Source organism: Shinella sp. 20P9.1.1 (genome assembly GCF_057798995.1).
In genome coordinates, this window is sequence record NZ_JBYOLC010000008.1 from 78,461 (window position 1) to 95,912 (window position 17,452).

Sequence of the window (17,452 nt, forward strand, 5' to 3'; positions counted from 1 at the left end):
CACGTGAAACAAGCAGGTGAACGGTGATGACCAAAGAACGTTATGATGTTGTCGTTATTGGCGGCGGGCACGCCGGCGTTGAAGCGGCCGCGGCATCAGCCCGCCTGGGCGCAAAGACGGCCCTGGTAACCCATAAAGCCGCAACGATCGGTGTTATGTCCTGTAACCCAGCGATCGGCGGCCTTGGAAAAGGCCACCTTGTTCGTGAAGTGGATGCGCTGGATGGTTTGATGGGAAGGGTCGCGGATCGTGCCGGTATCCAATTCCGCTTGCTGAACCGTCGCAAGGGCCCGGCGGTGCGTGGTCCCCGCACACAGGCTGACCGGAAACTCTATCGGGAAGCGATGCAGCATGAGATTGGTGAAATCGCCGATCTCGATGTGATCGAAGGCGACGCTTTTGATCTTGATATTCAAAATGGCAATATGGCCGGCATCCGAATGAAGGACGGCCGGTATCTTTCCTGCGATGCCGTGGTCGTGACCACGGGCACGTTTCTACGCGGACTTATTCATATCGGAAACGAAAAGATTCCGGCTGGCCGTGTTGGGGAAGAACCGTCCATTGGCCTTTCCGCGACTTTTGAACGCTTGGGTTTGCGGCTTGGCCGTCTCAAGACGGGCACGCCTGCCCGTATCGATGGCCGAACGATTGATTGGGCTGCCGTTGGACGCCAGGGCGCTGACGAAGAGCCGGTGCCGTTCTCCTTCATGACGGATCGTATCACCACGCCGCAGATCGAATGCGGAGTAACGCGCACCACACCGGAAACGCACAGAATCATTGAAGAAAATATCGGCAAGTCGGCGATGTATTCCGGACAGATCGAAGGGGTTGGCCCACGCTATTGCCCCTCTATCGAGGACAAGATCGTCAAATTTGGCGAGCGTGACGGTCATCAGATCTTTCTTGAGCCCGAAGGTCTGGATGATCATACCGTCTACCCGAACGGCATCTCCACATCCTTGCCGGCTGATGTTCAGGATGTATTTATTCGGACGATTCCGGGCCTCGAAAAGGTAACGATCCTTCAGCCGGGTTATGCGATCGAATATGATCATATCGATCCCCGTGAATTGTCGGCGACGCTGGAGGTCAGAAGTCAGCCGGGCCTCTTTCTCGCCGGGCAGATCAACGGGACCACGGGATATGAGGAGGCCGCCGCGCAAGGCCTGATTGCCGGCATGAATGCTGCCCGGCGCGCTGGTGGCCGCGATGGCTATATCTTGAGCCGCACTGAGAGCTACATCGGCGTGATGCTGGATGACTTGACGTCACGCGGCGTGACCGAACCCTATCGTATGTTTACCTCCCGTGCTGAATATCGCCTGTCTCTTCGTGCCGATAATGCGGATGCGCGCCTGACCCCGCTCGGTCTGGAGCTCGGTCTTGTCGGCCATGATCGCAGACGGCGCTTTGCGGATTGGTCCGGCGAGATGACCGCGGCGCGCGAGACGTTAAAGAACCTCCGTCTATCCCCAAACGAGGCTGCCGTTCATGGATTGAAGCTCAATCAAGACGGTGTTCGTCGAACCGGCTACGATCTGTTGGCCTATCCCGAGATCGACTACGCGCGACTTGTTTCCGTGTGGCCGGAGGCCCTTGGCGGGTATGCGCCCCGCGTGCGGGAGGCGGTGGAGATCGAAGCAGCCTATGCAGTTTATTTGAACCGTCAGCAGAGCGACATCGTCGAAACGCGACGGGAAGAGGAGCGGAGGATACCGGTAGATTTCGACTATAGTACGCTTCCCGGCCTGTCCATCGAGCTGCGGCAGAAGCTGTCGATATCACGGCCGGCCAATCTTGCCCAAGCGGCACGGGTTGATGGTATGACGCCGGCGGCGTTGACACTGCTGTTGGTGCACCTTAAGCGCTTGCCGGAGGAAGATCAGGCACAGGTTTCTCACGCATGACGAGTCTGCCGCGCGAATTGAACGGTCTGAATGTTTCACGTGAAACGATCGACCGGCTGAACACCTTTGTAGCCCTTTTCCAAAAGTGGGCAAAGGCGATCAATCTGGTAGCTCCCTCTACATTGGCGGAAGTTTGGAGCCGACATGTCGCTGACAGCGCGCAAATTTATGCGCTCAATCCCGGCCCGCGAATCTGGGCGGATTTGGGCAGTGGTGGCGGCTTTCCGGGCATTGTGACGGGCATTTTGCTCTGCGGCGCGGGTGGCGGATGGGTCCATCTTGTAGAGAGCAACAATAAGAAGGCGGCTTTCCTGCGAACGGCGATCCTTGAGACGGGAGCTCGCGCGTCCGTACATCCGATTCGAATCGAAGAAGCGCCGTCGGTCATTGCGAAATGCGATGCGATTTCCGCACGGGCCCTCGCCGACCTCGATCTCCTGATGGAATTCGGGGCTCCCTGGGCGGAGCGCAATTCGGATTTGCGCTTTTTCCTCCATAAAGGCAGGGATTACCAGCGCGAGGTCGATAAAGCGCTTGGTCGCTGGAGATTCGATCTGGTAAAACATGCCAGTGTCGTCGAGCCGGATTCTGTCGTGCTCGAACTGTCCAAGCTCTCACGAACTTCCTAGGGATTGGCGGCGTCCATGATAGGCGAAAAGAACCGGATCATTACCATTGCGAACCAGAAGGGCGGCGTCGGCAAGACGACGACGGCTATAAATCTCGCAACGGCCCTTGCCGCGATCGGTGAACGTGTGCTCATCGTCGACCTCGACCCGCAGGGCAACGCCAGCACCGGCCTGGGGATCGACCGCCGCAGTCGCGAGCTTTCCTCCTACGACCTGATGGTCGGCAGCCATGGTGTGGTTGAGACGGTCATGCAGACAGCCGTCCCCAATCTCTCGATCATTCCCTCGACAATGGACCTGCTTGGTGTCGAGATGGAGATCGCCCAGCAGAATGACCGCGTCTTTCGCTTGAAGCGCGCGCTGGCCTCCCCTGAAGCATTGTCTTACTCTTACGTGCTCGTCGATTGCCCGCCGTCGTTCAATCTTCTAACGATGAACGCGCTGGCGGCAGCGCATTCCGTGCTCGTGCCGCTGCAATGCGAATTCTTCGCTCTTGAGGGCCTGAGCCAGCTGCTCGAGACTGTCGATCAGGTGCGGCGCACTGTCAATCCGCGGCTCGATATCCAGGGCATCGTGCTGACCATGTTCGACTCGCGCAACAATCTGGCGCAGCAGGTCGTCAACGATGTTCGTACGCATCTCGGCGAAAAGGTGTATCATACGCTTATCCCGCGCAATGTGCGTGTGTCCGAGGCGCCGTCCTATGGCAAACCGGCCATTCTCTACGATCTCAAATGCGCCGGAAGCCAGGCCTATCTTCAGCTTGCTTCCGAAGTAATCCAGCGTGAAAGGCAGCGCAAAGCTGCCTGATTTTAGTATCCGTGAGTAGAACCGATGAATGATGACAACTCAAAGCGGCGCCTTGGCCGCGGCCTTGCAGCCCTGATCGGTGAAATGGACCAGCTTCCGGCCGCTGATATCGATGCGCGCCCAACGGTTAATCCGGATCGGCTCGTGCCCATCGAATTTGTCGGCCGCAACCCGCGCAACCCGCGCCGCTATTTTGATGAATCGGAACTGCAGGATTTGGCCTCCTCGATCCGCCAGCATGGTATCGTGCAGCCGGTTGTCGTCCGAACCACGGCGGACAACCGCTTCGAGATCATCGCAGGCGAACGGCGCTGGCGGGCGGCGCAGCTTGCCGGCCTGATCGAAATCCCCGTTATCATCCGGGATGTCGATGACCGCACGGCGCTGGAAATCGCCATCGTCGAGAACGTCCAGCGTTCGGATCTCAATCCGCTGGAAGAAGCGATGGGCTATGAGTTGCTAATCGCGGACCATGGCTACACGCAGAACGATCTCGGTGAAATCATCGGTAAGAGCCGCAGCCATGTGGCAAACAGTCTTCGCCTCTTGAAGCTGCCGGAACCGGTGCGCGACATGCTGGCTTCCGGCACGCTCTCTGCCGGGCATGCGCGTGCACTCATTCCGACGTCGGATCCCATCGCGCTTGCCAAGGCTGTCGTTGCCAAGGGCATGTCGGTGCGCGACGCCGAGCGGTTGGCCCAGAACGATATCAAGGCGCAGAGCGACCCGAACCACGGCCAAACGGCGCCGAAGGACGTGAAGGATGCGGACACGTTGGCGCTGGAGCGCACACTGTCCGACGTGCTCGGTCTCGATGTCACCGTGAACCACAAGGGGACCGGCGGCCAGCTCAGGATCGCTTACAAGACCCTCGAGCAGCTGGAAGAAATCTGCCGGCTTCTCGAGCGCCGCTGAGCAATCGCGGTAAAGCCGGCTATTTAGCCGGATTCAACGTCTTGCGGATTGCAGCACGGTTGCCAGCATGGTTTGCATGGCGATTGTATCCTCAAGCGACGCCCGCTGGCGGCTTTGCAGGATTGCGGCTTGCAGGCGCTGGGTTTCCCGGCGGATGGCCGGCCCGGTCCAAGTCTTCAGGGCACTTTCCACGATCGGCTTGCGGCGGAAATGCAGGTGGCGGCCCAGCGTCGCGATAACCTGACCGGCGGGCGCGCGCTTTTCATCCATTTCGGCGCGCATGATTTCCAGCAGCTGGAACTGCCGCAGGCATCCTTGCAGGACAAGGAAGACCGGCGTCTTCGACGAAACGATCTTCTGGATGGCGTGCAGAAATCCTTCGCGGTCGCCCTTGAGAATGGCGTCGATGGCATCGTCGGTGGAAATAGCACTGGCGTCGCCGACGATGTCTTCGACGTCCTGTTCCTCGATGGTTTCTTGGCCACGGCAATAAAGCGCGAGTTTGCGCACTTCGTTGCGGGAGGCCAGGCGGTCGCCGCCGATCGTCTCCATCAGGCGGTCACGGGCGGCTGGGGAAATGCGCAGGCCTTCACTTGCCAGTTCCTGGTCGATTAGCGCCTGTAGGGCGCGTCCATCGTCGGCATAGCAGGCGATGGCGACGGCCTGAGACGACGACTCGGCCGCCTTGCGCAGCGCAGCGCCCTTTTTTAGGTCACCGGCTTCGATCAGCAGCGTGGAATCGCCCGGAGGCATTTTGGCCAGCATCTCCAATGCATCCGAAACGCCCTTTTCGCTGCCGGCATTGCGGACCCAGACGAGGCGATCGCCGCCGAACAGGCCGATGGCATTCATCTCGTCCATCAGCTTGCCGGCCTGGTTGCCGATTTCTCCGGCGTCGAGTTTCACGACGGAGAAGGCATCCGCCAGATTAACGCCGCTTGCAGCCGCAAGGGCTGCGGCGCGTTCGGAAACGAGGCCGCGATCCGGTCCATAGATGAGGAAGAGCCGCACGGGCAGAGGTTTCCGTTTCAGGAAAGCATCGAATTCGTGCGACTTGATTTCGGCCATAGCCGGCTCAACGCCGGCCGAGAGCCGACGCGACGTCCGCGCGGATGAGCTCGGCGAGTTCGCGGGCAGCGCGGTTTTCGCCGTCACGCACGGCGCGCAGCTTGGCGAATTCCTGGACCGGGAAATCGACAAGGGCAACGCTCGAGCGCTTTCCGGAAGCCAATGTTTCGCCGGAGTCGGACTTCGTCAGGTTATAGTCCGCGGACACGACGATACGGCCGGCGCGAGCGATATCCGTGGTCACGTCGTCGAGCACGCCGATGTTGCGCACCGATACGTTCAGTTCCAGATGGTAGAGCGCCGATTGGGGTTCGCCGGCGCCCCCAGCGAAGAGGAAAACCAGATCGTTGCGGACCTGCTGTTCCACACGGGTATCGGCCTCCGAAATCTCGACGGCCGCCAGCTTCGTATCCGTACCGGAACCGGTCGAATAGAGCGGACGCACTTGGCAGCCCGCCAGCGCGCTGACAAGCGCGATGCCGGCGACGAGTTTTGCAAGGCGCGAAAGACCGGTTCCGTCAGACAACAACATTCACGATCCTCTGCGGTACGACGATGATCTTCTTGGGACGCTGGCCGGCGAGCACGGCCTGGACGGGCTCGAGCGCGAGCACGGCCGCTTCGACTGCACTCTGGTCCGCATCGCGGGCGATTGTCAAATCTGCACGCTTCTTGCCGTTGATCTGCACCGGCAGGGTGATTTCGTTTTCCGCGACCAGCCGGTCTTCATAGGCCGGCCACGCAGCGGTTGCGACGAGACCCTCGCCGCCGATCTCGCGCCAGGCTTCTTCCGAAAGATGCGGCGTCATCGGGGCGACGATGCGGATCAGGATGCCGACGGCTTCGCGCAGCGCCGAGACCAGATCGGCCGAAGCGGTGCCCGCGGCGGCATTGGTCAGCGGTGCGGCCAGCGCATTGACGAATTCATAGATGCGTGCGACGGCCTTGTTGAAGGCGAGCTTGTCGTAATCGGCCTGAACGGCCTTCAGCGTCTTGTGCGCGATCTGCGAAATGGCCAGCGCTTCGCCATCCGTGCCGGGGCGGCTTTCGGCGCCCTTCAGCGCAGGAGCTGCTTCGGAGATGAGGCGCCAGACGCGCTGGACGAAACGGTGGGCGCCTTCGACGCCGGCTTCCGACCAGATGACGTCGCGGTCCGGCGGGGAGTCCGAGAGGACGAAGAAGCGGGCGGTATCGGCGCCGTAGGAGGCGATGATATCGTCGGGATCGACGACGTTCTTCTTCGATTTCGACATCTTCTCGATGGAGCCGATGGCGATGTCTTCGCCGGATTCGAGATGCACCGCACGGCGCTTGCCGTCGACTTCCTCGATGCGGATCTCAGCCGGCGTCACCCATTCGCGCTTGCCGTCGATGGCGCGGCTATAGGTTTCGTGCACGACCATGCCTTGTGTGAAGAGGCCCTTGAAGGGCTCCTTCAGGTCGAGATGGCCGGCGACCTGCATGGCGCGGGTGAAGAAGCGCGAATAGAGCAGGTGCAGGATCGCATGCTCGATGCCGCCGATATACTGATCGACCGGCAGCCAGGCATTCGCCGCGACCGGGTCTGTTGGATTGTTTTCCCAGGGTGCCGTAAAGCGGGCGAAATACCAGGACGAATCGACGAAGGTGTCCATCGTGTCCGTCTCGCGGCGGGCATCCTTGCCGCACTGAGGGCAGGCGACGTGGCGCCAGGTGGCGTGACGGTCGAGCGGGTTGCCCGGCTTGTCGAAGGTGACGTCGTCGGGCAGCTGCACCGGCAGATCGGCCTTCGGCACGGGCACGACGCCGCAGGCCTCGCAATGGATGACTGGGATCGGGCAGCCCCAGTAGCGCTGGCGCGAGATGCCCCAATCGCGCAGGCGGAAATTCACCTTGCGCTCGCCCTGCGGCGCGTTGCCCAGGGTGGCCGCCGTGAGGCGCTTGGCGACCTCTTCGAAGGCCTCTTCGGTGCTCAGGCCATCGAGGAAGCGCGAATTGATCATCACGCCGTCGCCGACATAGGCCTCGTCGCCGATCGTGAACGTGGCGGCGTCGCCGTCCTTCGGCATGACGACGGGTACGACGGACAGGTCGTATTTGCGGGCGAAGTCGAGGTCGCGCTGGTCGCCGGAGGGGCAGCCGAAGATGGCGCCCGTGCCGTAATCCATCAGAACGAAGTTCGCGATATAGACCGGCAGTTCCCAGCTGGGATCGAAGGGATGGCGCACACGGATGCCCGTGTCCATACCCTTCTTCTCGGCGGTCTCAAGCGCTGCAAGCGACGTGCCGGCGCGGCGGCATTCCTCGCAGAAGGCCATGATGTCAGGGTTCGTGGCGGACACTTCCCTGGCCAGCGGATGATCGGCCGAAATCGCCAGGAACGAGGCGCCGAACATCGTATCGGGACGCGTCGTATAGACGGTCACGTCTTTCTCGGCGGTGCGGGCGCCTTCAGCGATTTCCCAGCGCACCAGCATGCCCTCGGAACGGCCGATCCAGTTCTTCTGCATCAGCCGGACCTTTTCCGGCCACTGGTCGAGGGTTTCCAGCGAATCGAGCAGGTCCTGGCTGAAATCGGTGATGCGGAAGAACCACTGGGTCAGCTCGCGCTGCTCGACGAGCGCGCCGGAACGCCAGCCGCGGCCGTCGATGACCTGCTCGTTGGCGAGAACCGTATGGTCGACCGGATCCCAGTTCACCTTGGACTGCTTGCGGTAGACGAGGCCCTTTTCCAGGAAGTCCAGGAACAAGTGCTGCTGGCGCTGATAATATTCCACGTCGCAGGTGGCGAATTCGCGCGACCAGTCGAGCGACAGGCCCATCGACTTCAGCTGCTTGCGCATCGTCGCGATGTTTTCATAGGTCCAGCCCTTGGGGTGGACCTTGTTCTGCATGGCGGCGTTTTCGGCAGGCATGCCGAAGGCGTCCCAGCCCATCGGGTGCAGTACGTTATAGCCGCGGGCGCGCTTGTAACGGGCGACGACGTCACCCATCGCATAGTTGCGCACATGGCCCATATGGATGCGGCCCGACGGATAGGGGAACATCTCTAGGACGTAATACTTTTCGCGCGGGTCGTCGTTGTCGGTCAGGAAGACGTTCTCGTCGTTCCATTTTGCCTGCCAGCGGGGCTCGGCATCGCGCGGATTGTAACGTTCGGTGGCCATGTCTTTGATGTTCCGGAAGTCTTTTGGGAGTTTTGGCGAGCGGTTCGCCCATGCGAATATAGTGGCGAGACCTTCATCATGAAACCGCCGAAGCGTCAAGTTTTCCGGCCTCGGGCCGGCTTGTCGCGCTTGGCAAGCGGCGTCGTTTTCGCTAGGTCCTGACCCTCGATACCAGAGGAGAGTGACGATGGAGCTTCAGGACCGCCTCGCAGAGGTTCAGGGCCGGATGAAGAAGGCGGCGGCGGAAGCCGGCCGCAAGCCGGATGCGGTCACGCTTGTCGCGGTGTCGAAGACGTTCGATGCCGATTCCATCCGCCCGGCCATCGCCGCCGGCCAGCGGGTTTTTGGCGAAAATCGCGTGCAGGAAGCGCAGGGCAAGTGGCCTGAACTGCGCGCCGAGACCGACAGCATCGAGCTGCACCTGATCGGCCCGCTGCAATCCAACAAGACGGCCGAGGCCGTGGCGCTGTTCGATGTCATTGAGACGGTCGACCGCGAGAAGATCGCCCGCAGCATCGCCGACGAAATGAAGCGGCAGGGCCGCAGCCTGCGGCTCTATGTCCAGGTCAATACCGGCCTCGAGCCGCAGAAGGCGGGCATCGCACCTGACGATACGGTCGCTTTTGTCACTTTCTGCCGCGAGGAGCTCGGCCTGTCGATCGAGGGGCTGATGTGCATTCCGCCAGCAGAGGAAAATCCCGGTCCGCATTTCGCGTTGCTGGCCAAGCTCGCCGAGCGCTGCGCTCTCGAAAAGCTCTCCATGGGCATGTCGGGCGACTACGACGTTGCCATCGGTTTTGGCGCGACCTCGGTGCGCGTCGGGTCAGCGATCTTCGGAACGCGCTGACGTCGGGAACGCGCCGTTCCCAGTTTGACGAACGGCAAGAAACGGGCCGGCCTTTTGAGGCTTTGGTCTGGCTTTGCGGATTGCCTGCCCTCTCCTATTCTTCCTGCCGAGGAACCGGCCGTTAATCGGCTGCGCATGGCGGGAGGAAGCGATGCAAAAAACCTATGCCGAGATTTATCGGGCGTGGAAGGACGATCACCAGACGCATTGGCGTGAGGCCGCGCGGGCGATCGACTGGTTCACGGAGCCGACGGACATCTTCGATGCTGCCCAGGGCGTCTATGGCCGCTGGTTTCCCGATGCGCGCGGCAATACCTGCCACAACTGCGTCGACCGCCATGTAGCGGCGGGCCGCGGCGATGTCGCGGCGCTGATCTACGACAGCCCGGTGACCGGCCGGAAGGCCCTCTTCACCTATGCCGAGCTGCTGGAGCGCGTAAACGCCATGGCGGCGGTGCTGGTCGATCAGGGCGTGGAACAGGGCGACCGGGTCATCCTCTACATGCCGATGATCCCCGAGGCGATTTTCGCCATGCTGGCCTGTGCGCGCATCGGCGCGATCCATTCCGTGGTGTTTGGTGGTTTTGCTGCAAGCGAGCTTGCCGCGCGCATCGACGATTCGACGGCCAAGCTTGTCGTGACGGCGAGCTGCGGCATCGAGCCGAACCGCCTCGTCGCCTACAAGCCGTTGCTCGATGCCGCCATCGACCTGGCCCGCCACAAGCCGGATCGTTGTCTCGTGCTGCAGCGGCCGGAGCTTGCCGCGACGCTGCAGGATGACCGGGATATCGATCTGGGTGCGGCGCTAGACGCGGCCCGTTGGCGCACCGTCACCTGCGCATCGCTGGCGGCGACCGATCCGCTCTACATCCTCTACACATCAGGCACGACGGGCCAGCCGAAGGGTGTCATCCGCGACAATGGCGGCCATATGGTCGCGCTCGCCTGGACCATGCGGGCGCTCTACGGCGTGAAACCCGGTGAGGTCTATTGGGCGGCGTCGGATATCGGCTGGGTCGTCGGCCATTCCTACATCGTCTATGCGCCGCTGCTGAACGGCAGCACGACGGTGCTCTATGAGGGCAAGCCAATCGGTACGCCGGATGCCGGCGCCTTCTGGCGGGTGGTGGAGGAGTACAAGGTCTCCGTGCTCTTCACGGCGCCGACGGCCTTCCGCGCCATTCGCAAGGAGGATCCCGAAGGAGTGCTTGTGAAGCACTACGATCTCTCCAGTCTGCGGGCGCTGTTCTTGGCCGGCGAGCGGGCCGACCCCGATACGCTGCGCTGGGCCGAAGCCGTGCTCGGCGTTCCCGTCATCGATCACTGGTGGCAGACGGAGACCGGATGGGCGATCGTCGGCAATCCGCTCGGCCTCGATGTGCTGCCCGTGAAACACGGCTCGCCCACCGTGCCCATGCCGGGCTACGATCTCCATGTGCTCGACGATGCGGGCCATGAGGTGCCGGCCGGTACGCTTGGCAATATCGCCATCAAGCTCCCCCTCCCTCCGGGCTGCCTGCCGAGCTTCTGGAATGCCGACGAACGGTTTCGCACCGCCTGCCTCTCGGAATTCCCCGGCTACTACAAGACGGCGGATGCCGGTTATATCGACGATGACGGTTATGTCTTCATCATGTCGCGCACCGACGACATCATCAATGTCGCCGGTCACCGTCTTTCGACGGGCGCGATGGAGGAGGTCTGCGCCGGCCATCCCGACGTCGCCGAATGCGCCGTCATCGGCGTTGCCGATGTAATTAAGGGCCAGGTGCCGGCCGGATTTCTCGTGCTGAAGAGCAATGTTTCACGTGAATCATCGCTCGTGGAGGCGGAGGTGGTGCGCCTTGTGCGCGAAAAGATCGGCCCCGTCGCCGCCTTCAAGACGGCGATCTGCGTGAAGCGTCTGCCCAAGACCCGCTCGGGAAAAATCCTGCGCGGCACGATGCAGAAGATTGCCGACCGCGAAGACTGGAAGATGCCGGCGACGATCGACGATCCGGCCATTCTGGATGAAATCGCCGAAGTCCTCTCGGGGCGGCGGATCAGCTAGGGATTTCTGTTTGCGCACAAGGCCAGGCTTGGGAGATAAGCCCGCTTCCCTATCCTCCGTCATCCTCGGGCTTGACCCGAGGATCCACGCATCCGCACCGTCCTGCCTGTGGCATGGATCCTCGGGTCAAGCCCGAGGATGACGGAGAGGAGGAGAGGGGGCGGTTCGGGCACAAAAAAACCGGCCGCTTTTGGCGACCGGTCTTGTCATTCCGTGATGGCGACGATGCTTAGAAGCGGTCGTCTTCGTCCTCGTCCGGGGTGGAGGACTTGAGCGACTTGAGCTTGGCGAAGACGGCGTCGGCGTCGATTTCCTTTTCCTCTTCACGGTCGCTGTAGGGCAGCTTTTCCGTTTCCTGGGCGGATTCGAGCGTGGCGCCGAGTTCGGCGGCCGTCGGCAGCGGGCGGCCCTTCGAGGCGCGTTCGACTTCGAGGTCGAGATCGATCTGCGAGCACAGGCCGAGCGTGACAGGATCCATCGGCGTCAGGTTCGTCGAGTTCCAGTGGGTGCGGTCGCGGATCTGCTCGATCGTCGACTTGGTGGTGCCGACGAGACGCGAGATCTGTGCGTCCTTGAGTTCCGGATGGTTGCGCACCAGCCAGAGAATGGCATTCGGGCGATCCTGGCGCTTGGAGACCGGCGTGTAGCGCGGGCCCTTGCGCTTGGATTCGGGAACGCGAACCTTCGGCTCGGAAAGCTTCAGCTTGTGGTTCGGGTTGCCTTCGGCGCGGGCGATTTCTTCGCGCGACAGCTGGCCGGTCGAGATCGGGTCGAGGCCCTTGATGCCCTGGGCTGATTCGCCGTCGGCGATCGCCTTCACTTCAAGCGGATGCAGTTTGCAGAAAGTCGCGATCTGTTCGAACGACAGCGCCGTGTTGTCGACCAGCCAGACCGCGGTCGCCTTTGGCATGAGGAGCTGCTGAGCCATGCATATAGTCCTTCTGTGCGTCCGCGCCGGTGTCGCGGGTCGTCGGGTAGTTAACCACTATGTTCCGGGAATTGCGCCCTCTATACCCTCACTGTCGCAGAAATGCAATTCTTCAAGAGACAAATGACCTTTGTCTAATTGCCGTAATGCTTTGACCTGATATGAATGCGCCCAGGAGTGGCGGGACCGGAGGAGAAACACGGTTTCCCGCGCATGCGCAGTCCATAGGGAGGCATCCATGTCCGCAAAGACCTATCCGGTCCTGAAATCCGCAAAAAGCCGTACGCTCATCGACAACGATACCTATCAGAAATGGTATCGCGAGAGCGTCGAGAACCCGGAGCGCTTCTGGGACAAACACGGCATGCGCATCGACTGGTTCAAGCCCTATACGAAGGTCAAGAACACCTCGTTTTCCGGCAAGGTCCCGATCAAGTGGTTCGAGGACGGCATCACCAATGTCTCCTACAACTGCATCGACCGTCACCTGAAGGCGCATGGCGACGACGTCGCCATCATCTGGGAAGGCGACAACCCGTATATCGACAAGAAGATCACCTATAACGAGCTCTACGAACACGTCTGCCGCATGGCGAACGTGATGAAGAAGCACGGTGTGAAGAAGGGTGACCGCGTCACCATCTACATGCCGATGATCCCCGAAGCGGCCTATGCCATGCTCGCCTGCGCGCGCATCGGCGCCATCCATTCGGTGGTCTTCGGCGGCTTCTCGCCGGACGCGCTGGCCGGCCGCATCGTCGACTGCGAATCGACCTTCGTCGTCACCTGTGACGAGGGCGTGCGCGGCGGCAAGCCGATCCCGCTCAAGGAAAACACCGATATGGCCATCGACATCGCCGCCAAGCAGCATGTCATCGTCAACAAGGTGCTGGTCGTGCGCCGCACCGGCGGCAAGATCGGCTGGGCGCCCGGCCGTGACATCTGGCATCACAAGGAAGTGCTGAGCGTGCCGCGCGATTGTCCGCCGGCCAGGATGAAGGCGGAAGACCCGCTGTTCATCCTCTACACCTCGGGCTCGACCGGCAAGCCGAAGGGCGTGCTGCACACCACGGCCGGCTATCTCGTCTATGCCTCGATGACGCACAAATATGTCTTCGATTACCAGGACGGCGATATCTACTGGTGCACGGCCGACGTGGGCTGGGTCACCGGCCATTCTTATATCGTCTACGGTCCCTTGGCGAACCGCGCCACCACGCTGATGTTCGAGGGCGTGCCGAACTTCCCGGATGCCGGCCGCTTCTGGGAGGTGGTCGACAAGCACAAGGTCAACATCTTCTACACCGCGCCGACCGCGATCCGCGCGCTGATGGGTGCCGGCGACGATTTCGTCAAGCGATCCGACCGGTCGTCGCTGCGCCTGCTCGGTTCGGTCGGCGAGCCGATCAACCCGGAAGCCTGGGAATGGTATTACAACGTGGTCGGCGAAGGCCGCTCGCCGATCGTCGATACCTGGTGGCAGACGGAGACCGGGGGTATCCTGATCACCCCGCTGCCGGGGGCGACGGATCTGAAGCCGGGTTCGGCGACGCGGCCGTTCTTTGGCGTGAAGCCCGAGCTTGTCGATAACGAGGGCAATGTGCTGGAAGGCGCGGCCGACGGCAATCTCTGCATCACCGACAGCTGGCCGGGCCAGATGCGCACGGTCTATGGCGATCACAAGCGTTTCGTCGAAACCTACTTCTCCACCTACAAGGGCAAGTATTTCACCGGCGACGGCTGCCGCCGCGACGAGGACGGCTATTACTGGATCACCGGTCGCGTGGATGACGTGCTCAATATTTCCGGCCACCGCCTCGGCACGGCCGAAATCGAGTCGGCCCTCGTCTCGCACCATCTCGTGTCGGAAGCCGCCGTCGTCGGCTATCCGCACAGCCTCAAGGGCCAGGGCATCTATTGCTACGTCTCGCTGATGGCCGGCGAGGAGGGCAACGACGCTTTGCGCCAGGACCTTGTCAAACACGTCCGCAAGGAAATCGGCCCCATCGCCACGCCGGATAAAATCCAGTTCGCACCCGGCTTGCCGAAAACCCGCTCCGGCAAGATCATGCGCCGCATCCTGCGCAAGATCGCCGAGGACGATTTTGGCGCACTCGGGGATACCTCGACGCTGGCTGATCCGGCCGTAGTGGACGACCTGATCGCGAATCGTCAGAACAAGGCTGGCGGCTAAGCGGTCCGATTTGCGGAGCGAATAAAGTGAAACGGCGGCCGATGGCCGCCGTTTTCGTTTTGGGGGATTGCCTGTGAGATCGTTCGAATGGGGCAACGCCCTTCCTCCCCCTAAACGTCATCCTCCGGTCGAGCCCGAGGATGACGGAGGAGAGGTGGCGGCAGAGATGCATGAGACCGAGTGGATTCCTGAGCCGGATTCTTCCGCTCTCAAAAATCGATCGCCCTGCCCTTGATCTCCCAATCGCCGAACCGTGCAGGGTCCTCGCCGCCGCGGCCGCCGATCTCCTCGGCACGCTCGACGGGCTGGGACGACTTGCGGCGCTCCTCGGCCTCCTGCAAGGCACGCTGGGCTGCGGGCGAAAGCACTTTGCGGCCGTCGGAATGATTGTCGTTGTCGCTGTCCATGAAAATCGGCATCCTTCCGGGATATTGAAGAAGTGCGGGTGGTTTCCCATCCTATAGGAGCGTGAAGACGCTGTGGAAAGCGGTGATTCACGTGAAACATGTCCTTGACACCTGGGAATGCCGACCGGGTGAAGCCTTATACAGGAGCCGAAAACGCATGAACATCGTTCGCACAGCCATGCTGCTCGCCGTCATGACGGCGCTTTTCATGGGCGTGGGCCTGCTCATCGGTGGCAAGGGCGGCATGATGATCGCACTCGTCGTCGCAATCGGCATGAACGTCTTCTCCTACTGGAATTCCGACCGGATGGTGCTGTCCATGTATGGCGCCAAGCAGGTCGATGAGCGCACGGCACCCGAATATTACGGCATCGTGCGGGATCTCGCTGCTCGCGCCGGCCTGCCGATGCCGCGCGTCTTCGTCATGAACAGCGACCAGCCCAACGCCTTCGCGACTGGCCGCAATCCGGAAAATTCCGCCGTCGCCGCCTCCACTGGCCTGCTGAAAGCGCTCTCCTACGAAGAGGTGGCGGGCGTTATGGCCCATGAACTGGCGCATATCCAGAACCGTGACACGCTGACCATGACGCTGACGGCGACGCTTGCCGGTGCGATTTCCATGCTCGCCAACTTCGCCATGTTCTTCGGCGGTAGCAACAACCGCGAGAACAACAATCCGCTCGGCTTCGTCGGTGTGCTGATTGCGATGATCGTCGCGCCCTTCGCCGCCATGCTGGTGCAGATGGCGATCAGCCGCACGCGCGAATATTCCGCCGATAAGCGAGGCGCGGAGATTTGCGGCAACCCGCTGTGGCTGGCCTCGGCTCTTGGCAAGATCGCTGTCGCAGCCGGCCGTGTTCCCAACAATGATGCCGAGCGCAATCCGGCGACGGCGCATATGTTCATCATCAACCCGCTTTCGGGCGAACGTATGGACAACCTGTTTTCGACGCATCCAAACACGGAGAACCGCATCGCGGCGCTTCAGGAAATGGCCCGCACCATGCAGGCCCGCTCGACGGAACCGGTCCGGGCTGATACTGCCTCACGCAAATCGCGCTCCGTACCGACGACGGGCTGGGGACGCGGTGGTTCCGAACCGCCCAAAGGTCCCTGGTCTTGAACGACGACACGCGCAGAAACAAACCCTATCCGAAACGCCACGGCGGCCCCCGACGACCCGCGCCGGAAGCGGTGGCTGAAAGCCAGCCGGAAAAGCCTGGTCTTCGCGCCCGGCAGGCGGCGGCAAAAATTCTCGCGGCCGTGGTCGATCGCAGGACGTCGCTCGACGGCATGCTGGATCTGGAAAACGGCAACCCTGCCTATCGCCAGCTGAACGATGCCGACCGGGCACTGGTGCGCGCCATCCTCAACACGGCGCTGCGCCATCTCCCCCGCATCGAGGCCATTCTCGATACGCTCGTCGGCACGCCGCTGCCGGACGGTGCCCGCGCGCTGCATCATGTCCTGACCGTTGCCGCCGCGCAGATCCTTTATCTCGACGTGCCGGACCACTCGGCCGTCGATCTCGCGGTGGAGCAGGCGCAGCTCGACCCGCGAAACCGCCGTTTCGCCAGCCTCACCAATGCGGTGCTGCGCCGGCTGTCGCGCGAAAAGGCCACGCATCTCACCGCGACCCGCGCCATTCCGGTTATTCCCGACTGGTTCTATGACCGCTTCGCCGCCATCTACGGCCGGGAGCATACCGCCAGCATCGCCGAGGCGATGCTGGAGCCTTCCGCCATCGACCTGACGGTCAAGTCGGATGCCGAAGGCTGGGCCGCAAGGCTCGGCGGTCTCGTCCTGCCGACGGGATCCGTCCGCCTTCCCGCCGCCTCCGGCGCGATTCCCGCGCTCGAAGGGTTCGAGGACGGTCAATGGTGGGTGCAGGATGCGGCGGCGAGCCTGCCGGCGCGGCTGTTTGGCGATCTCACGGGCAAGCGCGTCGCCGATCTCTGTGCCGCACCGGGCGGCAAGACGGCGCAGCTGCTGCTCGCCGGCGCTGACGTCGTGGCGCTCGACCAGTCCGGCAACCGCCTGAAGCGGCTTGTCGGCAATCTCGAGCGTCTCGGTCTTTCGGCGACGACGCAGGAGATCAACATGGCGGATTTCCGCACCGACGATCTCTTCGACGCCGTTCTGCTCGATGCCCCCTGCTCCTCGACCGGCACGATCCGCAAACATCCCGACGTGCTCTGGACCAAAGGCCCCGAGGATATCGAAAAGCTCGCGCGTCTGCAGGAGCGCCTGCTGCGCCATGCTCTGACGCTGGTCAAACCCGGCGGCGAGCTCGTCTTCTCCAATTGCTCGCTCGATCCCAACGAGGGCGAGGACATGGTTTCGCGCGTTCTCGCCGACAACCCGGACTGGCGAATCATCCCCGCCGATCCCGCCGACTGGCCGGGTCTGGAGGATGCGGTTTCACCGCGCGGCGAGCTTCGCACCACGCCGGCCATGCTGCCGGCCACGGGCGACTATGCCGGCGGATTGGATGGATTTTACGCGGTAAGGCTTCGGAAAGCCGGTTGAGCGCAAAATCATCCCA

At 62.2% G+C, this 17,452-nt stretch carries 14 protein-coding genes; 9 read left to right on the forward strand and 5 right to left on the reverse strand.

What is annotated here, in order from left to right; genetic code table 11:
• Nucleotides 1-26 precede the first annotated feature (26 nt).
• The 4 genes from mnmG to AC27VQ_RS15370 are packed head-to-tail and all read left to right on the forward strand — an operon-like array spanning nucleotide 27 to nucleotide 4,267.
• Nucleotides 27-1,913 (forward strand): tRNA uridine-5-carboxymethylaminomethyl(34) synthesis enzyme MnmG, encoded by a 1,887-nt coding sequence (gene mnmG / locus AC27VQ_RS15355; RefSeq protein ID WP_488716937.1) that lies wholly within the window; start codon nucleotides 27-29, stop codon nucleotides 1,911-1,913.
• Nucleotides 1,910-2,542: a 16S rRNA (guanine(527)-N(7))-methyltransferase RsmG gene (locus tag AC27VQ_RS15360; RefSeq protein WP_488716938.1), complete on the forward strand. Its 633-nt coding sequence runs from the start codon at nucleotides 1,910-1,912 to the stop codon at nucleotides 2,540-2,542. The genes mnmG and AC27VQ_RS15360 overlap by 4 nt, the downstream gene beginning before the upstream one ends.
• A 15-nt stretch (nucleotides 2,543-2,557) precedes the next feature.
• The gene (locus AC27VQ_RS15365) at nucleotides 2,558-3,352 is read left to right on the forward strand and encodes a ParA family protein (protein ID WP_488716939.1); all 795 of its coding nucleotides are present in this window, start codon (nucleotides 2,558-2,560) and stop codon (nucleotides 3,350-3,352) included.
• Between the two features lie 24 nt (nucleotides 3,353-3,376).
• A complete protein-coding gene (locus AC27VQ_RS15370; RefSeq protein ID WP_313524013.1) occupies nucleotides 3,377-4,267 on the forward strand; it encodes a ParB/RepB/Spo0J family partition protein in 891 nt (296 codons plus the stop codon).
• Nucleotides 4,268-4,300: 33 nt separating this feature from the next.
• On the opposite strand, the gene holA is transcribed toward AC27VQ_RS15370, so the two are convergent.
• Genes holA through leuS form a run of 3 tightly spaced genes read right to left on the reverse strand, consistent with a single transcriptional unit; the run spans nucleotide 4,301 to nucleotide 8,481 of the window.
• A complete protein-coding gene (gene holA, locus AC27VQ_RS15375) occupies nucleotides 4,301-5,335 on the reverse strand; it encodes a DNA polymerase III subunit delta (RefSeq protein ID WP_488716940.1) in 1,035 nt (344 codons plus the stop codon).
• A gap of 7 nt (nucleotides 5,336-5,342) precedes the next feature.
• Nucleotides 5,343-5,867 carry a hypothetical protein gene (locus AC27VQ_RS15380; protein WP_488716941.1) on the reverse strand — a complete coding sequence of 175 codons (525 nt, stop codon included), beginning with the start codon at nucleotides 5,865-5,867 and terminating at the stop codon, nucleotides 5,343-5,345.
• The gene (gene leuS, locus AC27VQ_RS15385) at nucleotides 5,854-8,481 is read right to left on the reverse strand and encodes a leucine--tRNA ligase (RefSeq protein WP_488716942.1); all 2,628 of its coding nucleotides are present in this window, start codon (nucleotides 8,479-8,481) and stop codon (nucleotides 5,854-5,856) included. Before leuS ends, AC27VQ_RS15380 begins: the two co-directional genes overlap by 14 nt.
• Nucleotides 8,482-8,668: 187 nt before the next feature.
• Between leuS and AC27VQ_RS15390 the strand changes: the two genes are divergently transcribed.
• Both AC27VQ_RS15390 and AC27VQ_RS15395 read left to right on the forward strand, forming a co-directional pair.
• Nucleotides 8,669-9,328 (forward strand): YggS family pyridoxal phosphate-dependent enzyme, encoded by a 660-nt coding sequence (locus AC27VQ_RS15390; protein WP_421590013.1) that lies wholly within the window; start codon nucleotides 8,669-8,671, stop codon nucleotides 9,326-9,328.
• 151 nt (nucleotides 9,329-9,479) lie between these two features.
• The gene (locus AC27VQ_RS15395; protein WP_488716943.1) at nucleotides 9,480-11,378 is read left to right on the forward strand and encodes a propionyl-CoA synthetase; all 1,899 of its coding nucleotides are present in this window, start codon (nucleotides 9,480-9,482) and stop codon (nucleotides 11,376-11,378) included.
• Nucleotides 11,379-11,607: 229 nt separating this feature from the next.
• Here the strand turns inward: AC27VQ_RS15395 and AC27VQ_RS15400 are convergent, their stop codons facing one another.
• A complete protein-coding gene (locus tag AC27VQ_RS15400) occupies nucleotides 11,608-12,306 on the reverse strand; it encodes a DUF1013 domain-containing protein (RefSeq protein ID WP_313524030.1) in 699 nt (232 codons plus the stop codon).
• A gap of 238 nt (nucleotides 12,307-12,544) precedes the next feature.
• Between AC27VQ_RS15400 and acs the strand changes: the two genes are divergently transcribed.
• A complete protein-coding gene (acs, locus tag AC27VQ_RS15405; RefSeq protein ID WP_488716944.1) occupies nucleotides 12,545-14,500 on the forward strand; it encodes an acetate--CoA ligase in 1,956 nt (651 codons plus the stop codon).
• 209 nt (nucleotides 14,501-14,709) lie between these two features.
• On the opposite strand, the gene AC27VQ_RS15410 is transcribed toward acs, so the two are convergent.
• A complete protein-coding gene (locus tag AC27VQ_RS15410; protein WP_488716945.1) occupies nucleotides 14,710-14,907 on the reverse strand; it encodes a DUF1674 domain-containing protein in 198 nt (65 codons plus the stop codon).
• A 157-nt stretch (nucleotides 14,908-15,064) separates the two neighbouring features.
• Between AC27VQ_RS15410 and htpX the strand changes: the two genes are divergently transcribed.
• Together htpX and AC27VQ_RS15420 are read left to right on the forward strand one after the other, a co-directional pair.
• Nucleotides 15,065-16,030 carry a zinc metalloprotease HtpX gene (gene htpX / locus AC27VQ_RS15415; RefSeq protein ID WP_488716946.1) on the forward strand — a complete coding sequence of 322 codons (966 nt, stop codon included), beginning with the start codon at nucleotides 15,065-15,067 and terminating at the stop codon, nucleotides 16,028-16,030.
• Nucleotides 16,031-16,101: 71 nt separating this feature from the next.
• A complete protein-coding gene (locus tag AC27VQ_RS15420) occupies nucleotides 16,102-17,436 on the forward strand; it encodes an RsmB/NOP family class I SAM-dependent RNA methyltransferase (protein ID WP_488717063.1) in 1,335 nt (444 codons plus the stop codon).
• Nucleotides 17,437-17,452: the final 16 nt, after the last annotated feature.